7 protein-coding genes are annotated in these 6,038 nt (G+C 69.8%); 5 read left to right on the top strand and 2 right to left on the bottom strand.

Going from position 1 to position 6,038, the window contains the following annotated elements; all coding sequences use genetic code 11:
• Positions 1-617: 617 nt before the first annotated feature.
• The gene (locus tag AB0C01_RS32725) at positions 618-872 is read right to left on the bottom strand and encodes a hypothetical protein (protein ID WP_357242455.1); all 255 of its coding nucleotides are present in this window, start codon (positions 870-872) and stop codon (positions 618-620) included.
• A gap of 187 nt (positions 873-1,059) precedes the next feature.
• On the opposite strand from AB0C01_RS32725, the gene AB0C01_RS32720 reads away from it, so the two are divergent.
• The gene (locus AB0C01_RS32720) at positions 1,060-1,530 is read left to right on the top strand and encodes a PRC-barrel domain-containing protein (protein ID WP_357572967.1); all 471 of its coding nucleotides are present in this window, start codon (positions 1,060-1,062) and stop codon (positions 1,528-1,530) included.
• 263 nt (positions 1,531-1,793) lie between these two features.
• The gene (gene trpS, locus AB0C01_RS32715) at positions 1,794-2,852 is read left to right on the top strand and encodes a tryptophan--tRNA ligase (RefSeq protein WP_357242461.1); all 1,059 of its coding nucleotides are present in this window, start codon (positions 1,794-1,796) and stop codon (positions 2,850-2,852) included.
• Positions 2,853-2,909: 57 nt separating this feature from the next.
• Here the strand turns inward: trpS and AB0C01_RS32710 are convergent, their stop codons facing one another.
• The gene (locus AB0C01_RS32710) at positions 2,910-3,632 is read right to left on the bottom strand and encodes a hypothetical protein (protein ID WP_357572966.1); all 723 of its coding nucleotides are present in this window, start codon (positions 3,630-3,632) and stop codon (positions 2,910-2,912) included.
• Between the two features lie 72 nt (positions 3,633-3,704).
• On the opposite strand from AB0C01_RS32710, the gene AB0C01_RS32705 reads away from it, so the two are divergent.
• The 3 genes from AB0C01_RS32705 (at position 3,705) to AB0C01_RS32695 (ending at position 6,037) form a co-directional block, all read left to right on the top strand.
• A complete protein-coding gene (locus tag AB0C01_RS32705; RefSeq protein ID WP_357242466.1) occupies positions 3,705-4,355 on the top strand; it encodes a winged helix-turn-helix transcriptional regulator in 651 nt (216 codons plus the stop codon).
• 40 nt (positions 4,356-4,395) lie between these two features.
• A complete protein-coding gene (locus AB0C01_RS32700) occupies positions 4,396-5,604 on the top strand; it encodes a low temperature requirement protein A (RefSeq protein ID WP_357572965.1) in 1,209 nt (402 codons plus the stop codon).
• 85 nt (positions 5,605-5,689) lie between these two features.
• The gene (locus AB0C01_RS32695; protein WP_357244021.1) at positions 5,690-6,037 is read left to right on the top strand and encodes a YciI family protein; all 348 of its coding nucleotides are present in this window, start codon (positions 5,690-5,692) and stop codon (positions 6,035-6,037) included.
• The last annotated feature ends 1 nt before the right edge of the window (position 6,038 follow it).

Raw genomic sequence — 6,038 nt, 5'->3', positions numbered from 1 at the left:
TTGGCACTGGCTTTACAAGCACCCTGTTGAGTTCTCAAAGAACAACCACACACCGACCAGAAGCCCCACCTCAGTGGAACCCCAACCGGGGCTTTCCGTACCGTGTCCCCGCCGCTCTCGCGCCGGGCACTTTTACTACGTTACCTCACCGTCTTCGCCGTGTCAAACCGTGTGTCCCGGTCTGTCATGCTTCGTACGGCTTAGCACCGGCGCACTCACGCAGCAGCAGGCCGCTGCGTCAGGTCGTCGGATTTGGCAGGCCGGCCGCTGCGGTTTCCCGCAGTCTCGCCCGGTTCCCTGCCGGTCGTGAACCTTACCCGGTCGGCTTCGCTGCACCAAATCCGCCTCGCGGCCGATCCGGCGAGCACCGCCCGGACCGTGTCTCGCAGGAGTGAACCCCTCCGTGACCCGGTTGCCAGCTCGTTTCGGGGCCGCAGGACTTCCGTCCCGTTTGCCCCGTTCCGCGCTGGCAGAGAGAAAGTTACGCGTCTGCGGGTTTGATCGTCAAATCCGCGGGTAGCGGCGCGCGTCACACTCGCGTCGTCGACCGATTGCCGAGCTCGGACGGAGGCCCGATCGGTTCTGCGACAGCCGCTGGCACCGAGAGGCGGGGCAGGTCAGGACGCTTGCCGGCGGCGGGCGGCGAGCCAGGCCCGGATGCCGAGGACACCAACTGTCGTACCGATGGCCAGGGACGCCGCGATCAGCAGTACGTGGACCCACAGGAAGCTGGTGGCGGAGCCGTCGCCAACGGTGCCGGATGTCCAGGACCGCGGGTCCTGCCAGATGGCGACCGCGAACCTCGGCCAGATGACCCAGGTCCAGACCCCGACCCCGACCAGGAAGACAGCCCACCCTCGCGACAGCACCATGGCTGCCGAGTATGCCAGCGCACCTGTTCACCTGGCCGTTCGCGGACACCCGCCCGGCACCGGGCCGCCCCAGCACCGGGCCGCGATCGACGACGTGACGGGTCCAGGCTCGTCGGTCCGTTTCGATGCCCGCGCGGTGGGCACTGCAAAACAGGACGGCTGAGGACCATCCCCCCGGAGGTGCCCCATGCAACCCACGATCTTCAACCCCTGGGCCTGGCGTGACCCGTCCGCCCTGGCTGGCGGATACAACGAGACCACCCCGTCGGTCACCCCGCCGGAAGGTCAGGACGGTGGCCACGACGGTCCGGACGCTCCCGGCCCCGGCACGCCTGTGGACCTGGTGGGCTACCACGTGGAGGCGGGTGACGGACGCATCGGCACCATCGACGAGGCGAGCCACGAGGCGGATGCCGGGTACCTGGTGGTGGACACCGGCCCCTGGATCTTCGGTCAGAAGGTGCTGCTGCCCGCCGGCACGGTGGAGCGGGTGGATCACCAGGAACGCGTCGTGCATGTCGACCGGACCAAGCAGCAGATCAAGGACGCACCGCCGTTCGATGCGGATCCGGCCGACCCGGAGTACCGGGAACGCGTGGGCGCCTACTACGCCGGTAGCCAGCTTCCAGTGCCCGGTGCCGCTCCGCGGGTAATGTGAGGCCGTGGTTCGGACGGGCAGTTGCGCAGCGGAGGTCGACACGGTCGACGGCCTCCGCTTCGGCGCGGCGCCCGGTGTTCCGACCAGCTCCGGCGATGGCCGTGAGCAACTCCTGAGTGTCCTCCGTGCCGGTGGTCTGCGGTTCCGCGCCGGCGCGCGATGGCGGACGGCTCGCTGAGCCGATCCCGCTGACCGAGGGGGCTGACCCGCCCCGCTCGGCGCGCGCCCACGCGTCACCCACCAACGGAACGAGAGGCACCACCATGTCCGTCGCACGAATGCTCACCGGCGATCGGCCGACCGGCCGCCTGCACCTTGGCCACTACGTCGGCAGCATCGCCAACCGGGTACGGCTGCACCAGCGCTACGAGAGCTTCTTCATCATCGCCGACCTGCACATGCTCACCACTCGCAACCGCCGCGAGGACATCGACCAGGTCTCCGGCAACGCCCGGGAGATGGTCACGGACATCCTCGCCGCCGGCGTCGACCCGGAACGGGCCACTTTCTACCTCCAGTCGGCGATCCCCGAGGTCGGCGACCTCAACACCCTGCTCCAGAACCTGGTGACGGTTCCCCGGCTGGAACGGGTGCCGTCCCTCAAGGACATGGCCCGCGACGCCGGCAAGGAGGAGATGCCGTACGGGCTGCTGGGTTATCCGGTGCTTCAGGCCGCCGACATCCTCTGCGTGAAGGGCGAGGTGGTCCCGGTCGGTCGGGACAACGCCGCGCACGTCGAGGTCACCCGGGAGATCGCCCGGCGGTTCAACCATCTGTACGGCCCGGTCTTCCCGGTGCCCGAGCTGATCGCGGCGGACACGCCGAGCCTGGTGGGCACCGATGGGGCGGCCAAGATGAGCAAGAGTCGAGGGAACACCATCGCTCTCTCCGACGACGCGGCGACGGTGCGGCGCAAGGTGCTCGGCATGTACACCGATCCGAACCGGGTGCGCGCCGACGTGCCGGGCACGGTGGAGGGCAACCCGGTGTTCGCGTACCACGAGGTTTTCAATCCGGACCGCGACGAGGTGGCCGACCTGGCCCGGCGTTACCGGGCCGGGCGGGTCGGCGACGTGGAGGTCAAGCAGCGGCTGATCGCCGCGCTGGAGGGGTTCCTGGCGCCGATCCGGGAGCGTCGGGCCGAGATCGAGGCGGACCGGGGGTTGGTGGACCGGCTGATCGTCGAGGGCACGGAGCGGACCCGCGAGGAGGTCCGCCAGACCATGGTCGAGGTACGCCGGGCGATGGGTTTGACCGGCGCGTACCAGCAGGTGCGGCGGCGGGCTGAGCGGAGCCGGCGCCGGACGGACGCCTCGACCTGAGGCCGGGGCGTCCGGTCGGCGACAAGGCGCCGGGTCCACTGCCACACCGTCGGGGTGTCAGCGGATCCGGACGTCAGCCAGGTCCAGGGTGATCGGCGTCCAGGAGAGGTCCGGGGTGCGGTCCTCCTGGCGGATGTGGATCCGGCGTCGCGTCGGCACGACCAGCCCGTCGACCTCGATCGCCCCGCTCACGTAGTGCGCGGTCGGGGAGGAGCCGTTGACCACCGGCTGGTAGTCCATGCGCCGCAGCAGGCCGCTGTCGTCGAAGTAGTACAGCTGGGTGTCGTTGTGGGTGTCCAGGCTCTCGGGGTACGTGACGCGCAGCCCGCGCCACGACTCGCCGCCCTCGGCCCACGGCTCGACCTCGTGCGCCTCGACGCCGGGCCAGGTGAACAGGAACGGCTCGACGAGGTAGTGCCAGGTGGCGTAGCCACGGAAGTAGGCGGCCTGGGCGAGCGTCCACTGGCTCTCCCGGGTGTAGCCGGCGAAGCTGGCCCGGGGGTTCGTCAGTTCGTCGATGAGGCTGCCGTCGGCTGCGGTGACGGTGACCCGGTCGGTGTCGCGGTCGTACTCGGTGACCCGGCCGGTGCCCTCCTGGACGTGGCGAATCAGCTCCCGGTGCAGGTCGGCCTCGACCAGTTCGGTGCCGTCGAAGTCGGGTCTGCCCTTGAATGCCCAGAACGGGCCGCCGTAGGTGAGCCGGGTGGTGAGGGCCGACGCGGTGTTCCAGCGGTCGAGGCCGCCGTGTCGCTCGATCACCTTGGCGAGCAGTGCATCCATCACGTACTCCTAAGTTAGGACTAGATAGTCCGACACTAGCACTGTTCGGTGGACGCCGACTACGATGGCGATGTGACTCAGCGGACTTACCAGGACGCCTGCGGGGCGGCGCGCACGATGGACATCGTCGGCGAGCGCTGGGCTCTGCTGATCGTCCGAGAGCTGGTCTTCGGCCCGAAGCGTTTCGGCGATCTGCGGGCTGGCCTGCCGCGGGCCAGCCAGAACGTGCTCAGCCAGCGCCTGCGGGAGCTGGAGCAGTCCGGCATCGTCCGGCGGGTGCAGCTCGGGCCGCCGGCCAGCGTGCACGCGTACGAGCTGACGGAACGCGGTCAGCAACTGGAGCCGACGTTGATCGAGTTGTCGCGGTGGGGGGCCGGCCTGCCCGCGGAGCCGGACGCCGAGATGAGCACGGACGCGTTCATGCTGCTGCTCAAGGCCCTCTATCGGCCACCGGCCGACGCGCCCGTGACCACTCGACTCCGGTTGCAGGTGGGCACCGACGCCTTCGAGGTGGAGGTGGCACCGAGTGGGATCAGCGTGGCTCGTGGCCGGTCGGGCCAGGTCGACGTCACGGTCACCGGCACCGTGCACGCGCTGCGGGACCTGATGTTCGGCGGCACGCCGCTGCGATCGGCGGTCTCGGCGGGCGACATCGAGGTGCACGGCGACATCGGAGCCGCCGAGCGGTTCTTCCTGCTCTTCGGAGCGACGCCGGGCGGGTAGACCGGATGGGCCAGCGACCCAGATGGCGCAGAATGCGAGTATGAGGGGGATATTCGACATTCGTCCGGTGCCGGCGGGGGTGACGCACCGGACCACGATGTTCGAGATCTTCTTCGACCTGGTCTTCGTCTTCGCGCTCACCCGGGTCATCACGTTCATGGCGGTGTCGCCGAGCGCGCTCACCCTGGCCCAGGGGCTACTCCTCCTACTCCTGCTGCTCTACTCCTGGGGTCCGTACACCTGGGTGGGGAACCTGGTCCGCCCGGATGTCGGCCTGGTCCGCGCGGCCACCCTGGTCGCGATGGCGGCCATCTTCGTGGCCGCGCTGGTGCTGCCCGACGCCTGGAAACAGAGCCCCGGGTTGCTCGACGCGCCGCTCACCCTGGCCCTGGCCTACGTGATTGGCCGGGCGGTGCAGCTCGTGATTCTGTTCTGGGTGAGCGCGACGAACCCCGCACTGCGCTCGACGCTGCGCTTCTTCAGCGTGCCGGTGGTCCTGGCGTGGCTCCCGCTGATCGTCGGCGCGCTGCTCGGCGGCGCGGCCCAGACGGCGCTCTGGACGGCCGCGTTGCTGGTGGACATCGGCGGCGCGCGGATCGCGTCCGCCTTCCGGCCCTGGCAACTGGGCAGCGTGGACCACTTCACCGAGCGGTTCGGTCTGGTGCTCATCATCGCGCTGGGCGAGTCGTTGATCTCCGCCGGCGAAGGGCCACGGACGATGGCACCGGTCGGTGCGGCCGTGCTGGCCGCGCTGCTCGGCCTCACCAGCACGGTGTGCCTGTGGTGGCTCTACTTCGACCGGCTGGCCGCCGCCGCCCGGGAGGCGGTCAGCAACGTGCCCGGTGGGCGACGGGCCAGCGTGGCCGGCGACGCGTACGGCATCGGGCACTCCCCGCTGATCATCGGCGCCATCTACGTCGCGCTCGGCATCGAGGAGGTGATCGCCCAGCTCACCGAGGGGTCCGCGCATCCCGGCCGGCTGGGTTGGGAGGCCGCGACCGCGCTCTACGGCGGCACCGCCCTCTACCTGCTCAGCAGGTTGGTCTTCCGTCGACTGACCGTTGGCGCGGTGTACCCGGGGCAGGTCGTCGCCGCGCTGCTGCCACTGACTCTGCTGCCGATCAGTCGATCCCTGCCGCCACTTGCGGCGCTCACCCTGCTGACCGCCTTCCTGATCGGGGTCACCTGGTTCGAGCGACGAATGGACCGACGGGAGCCGCGACGTGAAGTTCCGCCCCGAAAAACCTGACCCGCCGTGTCGATATCCGCGGGCCTCGACCGTCGTCATGCTGTACGGCGAAGCGCCGCACCGAGAGGAGCCGAACGTGAAGTACATGCTGCTGTTCATGAGCCCCATGGTCGACGGAGAGGTCGTCGGCAACGGGTGCAGCTTCGAGGACTGGATCCGCTACGACCGGGAGATGAAGGACGCCGGGGTCTGGGTCTCCGGGCACCCCCTGCAGGACCTGACCACCTGCACCACCGTGCAGGTCGGCCCGGACGGCGACCGCACGATCACCGACGGGCCGTTCGCCGAGACCCGTGAGCTGCTCGGCGGGTACGACATCATCGACGTGCCGGACCTCGACGCCGCGCTGGACTGGGCGGCCCGCAGCCCCGGAGCCGTCGGCACCGGATCGGTCCAGGTCCGCCCGATCGCCGAGATCGACGTGCAGGTCTGAC

The organism is Micromonospora sp. NPDC048905, from assembly GCF_040649655.1.
Lineage (GTDB): Bacteria > Actinomycetota > Actinomycetes > Mycobacteriales > Micromonosporaceae > Micromonospora.
The sequence above is the reverse complement of the archived record's forward strand: the minus strand, read 5'-3'. Positions and strand labels throughout refer to the sequence as shown.